Raw genomic sequence first — 2,070 nt, 5'->3', positions numbered from 1 at the left:
ATCGATCAACTCTTCCTTCGTCAGACGCTGCAAATCAGTGCGATCCATATCCCCATAGATTCAGGGATTCTTGCCCCTGACAAGGGCGTGAGTAATTACTTCGACCCCTTTGCGTCACGTATAGTTATGTTTGATGTACTTTATCGTAATTGCGCAAGGCTGTTTCAAGTCATAGGTGACGAGAATAATAGCCATACACCAAACACCCGGTTGTAGCTTGCATGATCACTATTATGCTACCGCTGGATAGTTTGTTCGTAACGTACACAATCGCGTAACTTTTTGGCGTGTGTCGTGGTGTAATGTGAACCGAGAATACTGATCGCTCCTGACCGGCTCCTTGCCGAGGACTTCTGCGACAGCCTCGCCCCCATGACGCTTTGGTGCTGAAAGACCAGCACAAAGAGGGGCGTTCCATCTAATGTGACAGAGCAAGAGACGGAAACCATCCTAACGTTACATAGTTGGCCATTTTGGCAGCTTCGGGCCGACCAGGCCTTGTTGGCGGCAGCTTAGAGGCCAGGTTCTCGGCGACAACCGTTGAGGAGCTCCGCCGCACCACAATCGGGCAAAGAAGGGCTAGACCTGTCTTCCGCGCTTGGTCGGGCAAGACTTTCTGGGAGGAACCTGACCTGCAGACGCCATGACCGGATTGCGGGATGACCATCGCCATAGCCGGCCAGGCAATCATTGCTTTCGGCGGTGGGCATCACTATGGGGTGGAACTTCGCCGACTGCTGATCATGCCATAAGGAGCGTTCCGTGACAGAAGAAGCCGACAACAACACAACTGATGCCCTCATCGAACTCACCGCCGATGTCGTCTCGGCATATGTTTCGAACAATCCAGTTCCGGTCGGGGAACTCCCGGCCCTGATCGGGCAGGTACATGCAGCACTGAAGGGCACGGCCGGTGGCGTCGCGCCTGACAAGCCGGAAGCTCTCAAGCCTGCCGTGCCGATCAAGAAATCGGTCACGCCGGACTTCATCATCTGCCTGGAAGACGGGAAGAAATTCAAATCGCTGAAGCGGCACCTGTCGACTGACTACGGCCTGACGCCGGACGAATACCGCGCGAAATGGGGTCTGCCGGCGGACTACCCGATGGTCGCGCCAAACTATGCCGCCGCACGTTCGGCATTGGCCAAGACCATGGGCCTCGGCCGTAAGCCCAAGGAAGCGGAAAAACCAGCGGCTGCGAAGCGGACCCGCAAGGAGCCCGCGGCCTGATTGATCGCCGCCGCCGTCGTCTGGCCCATATCAGCTGCCCGCAACACTGCGCCGAATATGAAAAGGCGGGAGAAGTCCCGCCTTTCACTTGCAAACGATGTTGTTGCACAGGCAATTCTGGAAGGCGCGCAGCAATCCGCTGCGGCCATCCAGTTGAGTTAGCCTACCGTGCGCTTGACGAGCGGCGGCGGGCGAAAGTCAGCCTGCTTTGCTGAGATTGCCGGCCGAGGACTTGCCGGTGCGGCGATCCTGCTCGATCTCATAATTGATCTTCTGACCATCGGCGAGGGTCGATAGCCCCGCACGCTCAACGGCGGAAATGTGGACAAACACGTCCTGACCGCCGCCATCGGGCTGGATGAAGCCGAAGCCCTTGGTGCTGTTGAACCACTTCACGGTTCCTGTCGCCATACTGTATTCCTTCATAACAATTGCAGCGTAGCCTGGCCGTAAGCCAAGCCGTTCATTAGAGACTTGGAGATAGACGCAGGAAAAGCGAAAAATCGCAAGGCCTGAGTCGCTCGGTCGAAATATCCACGCCTTGCAAAACATCAGCTCAGTAGTGCCGCACCGCCGTCTCCCTTGGGCGTGCTCCATTCCCGCTGTTCTTCGCCCTTGACACGGGATTGCCAACCGCCTATCCACCCCCCTTGTTAGCACTCGTCCTCGGTGAGTGCTAATCGCGCTCCGGCAACGGGGAACCGTTCAGCATCAGCACCAGGGAAATCCAAAAAATGGCAAAGTCGAAGTTCCGTCCACTGCATGACCGCGTGGTCGTTCGCCGGGTCGAATCCGAATCCAAGACCGCCGGCGGGATCATCATCCCGGATACGGCAAAGG

General features: G+C 57.0%; 4 protein-coding genes and 1 pseudogene. 4 read left to right on the top strand and 1 reads right to left on the bottom strand.

Features of this window, described 5'->3' with window-relative positions:
• From ACWGTO_RS33230 to ACWGTO_RS33220, 3 genes are all read left to right on the top strand, one after another.
• Nucleotides 1-216, top strand: a 216-nt coding sequence (locus ACWGTO_RS33230; RefSeq protein ID WP_454578921.1) for a hypothetical protein, incomplete at its 5' end; no start/stop codon positions are given.
• Between the two features lie 546 nt (nt 217-762).
• Nucleotides 763-1,230 carry a MucR family transcriptional regulator gene (locus ACWGTO_RS33225; RefSeq protein ID WP_454578920.1) on the top strand — a complete coding sequence of 156 codons (468 nt, stop codon included), beginning with the start codon at nt 763-765 and terminating at the stop codon, nt 1,228-1,230.
• Nucleotides 1,231-1,392, top strand: a complete 162-nt coding sequence (locus ACWGTO_RS33220; RefSeq protein WP_454578919.1) for a hypothetical protein — start codon at nt 1,231-1,233, stop codon at nt 1,390-1,392.
• A 36-nt stretch (nt 1,393-1,428) separates the two neighbouring features.
• Here ACWGTO_RS33220 and ACWGTO_RS33215 read toward each other — a convergent pair whose 3' ends face one another.
• The gene (locus ACWGTO_RS33215; protein ID WP_120019260.1) at nt 1,429-1,641 is read right to left on the bottom strand and encodes a cold-shock protein; all 213 of its coding nucleotides are present in this window, start codon (nt 1,639-1,641) and stop codon (nt 1,429-1,431) included.
• 323 nt (nt 1,642-1,964) lie between these two features.
• On the opposite strand from ACWGTO_RS33215, the pseudogene ACWGTO_RS33210 reads away from it, so the two are divergent.
• Nucleotides 1,965-2,070 (top strand): annotated as a pseudogene (locus tag ACWGTO_RS33210) (co-chaperone GroES); the annotation flags it as partial.

It is taken from the genome of Mesorhizobium sp. PL10 (assembly GCF_053714315.1).
The sequence above is the reverse complement of the archived record's forward strand: the minus strand, read 5'-3'. Positions and strand labels throughout refer to the sequence as shown.

What these genes read in the sequence shown, in the direction of transcription:
- ACWGTO_RS33215 (WP_120019260.1), bottom strand. Translation starts at nt 1,641, where the DNA reads ATGGCGACAGGAACCGTGAAGTGGTTCAACAGCACCAAGGGCTTCGGC.